Source organism: Streptomyces sp. 5-10 (assembly GCF_014712245.1).
In the GTDB taxonomy this organism is placed as follows: domain Bacteria; phylum Actinomycetota; class Actinomycetes; order Streptomycetales; family Streptomycetaceae; genus Streptomyces; species Streptomyces violaceusniger.
Genome location: NZ_JACVYG010000222.1, coordinates 1 through 649 on the forward strand (window position 1 = coordinate 1; position 649 = coordinate 649).

General features: G+C 45.3%; 1 protein-coding gene. It reads left to right on the forward strand.

Annotation, left to right across the window (positions count from 1 at the left end):
- Positions 1-19: 19 nt before the first annotated feature.
- Positions 20-649 (forward strand): hypothetical protein (locus IEJ02_RS47910; RefSeq protein WP_191070521.1); only part of this gene is annotated, 630 nt, incomplete at its 3' end.

Genomic DNA, 649 nt, shown 5'->3' on the forward strand with positions numbered 1-649 from the left:
TCAAAATACGAACGAAAACATGAGAACTTACGTCGCCTGTGTACTAGTTGTGGCCTTTTTACAGGTCGCAGCATCTCAGACTGTTGATATCAATGCAGCATTATCAGCACTGATAGGAGAGCGTCAAAGATCATTAGGAATCAATGTTGGCCTCAGCAATATGCAGTTTGGCAAGAGTAATGGAGCTGTGGAAGCCAATATCGCCATCGGGACCTCGAACATCACCGACCTCCTTGTGCAATTGAGCAACGTGGTAGATGCAGCAGTAGCCGAAGCCAAGGCAGCAGGAAAAAATATCGATTCGTGTGTCTCAGCTGTAGGTGCTAGTGTGTCTGCATTGAACCAATCAGAAATTCAATCATGTAGAGTACTTCCACAATTAGGACAAGCTAGAGTCAAACTGAACCAACTCGCCTTGGTTCAAGGAAACCTAGCAAATGTTCTCCCCAAATGCGTAGTATTGAACCCATTGAATCTTCTCCAAGTCCGCGTCTGCGTTAATGGAGAACTAGTCAATATCGACCAGACAATCACTCAAGCTCTTGCCGCAATCTCGTCTCTTTTGAATGATGCGGTGGTAGCTAGCAGCGAATGTGTCAATAAGATCAGATCCAACTGGGAAAATCAAGTAGCCGCCATAGAAAACGAC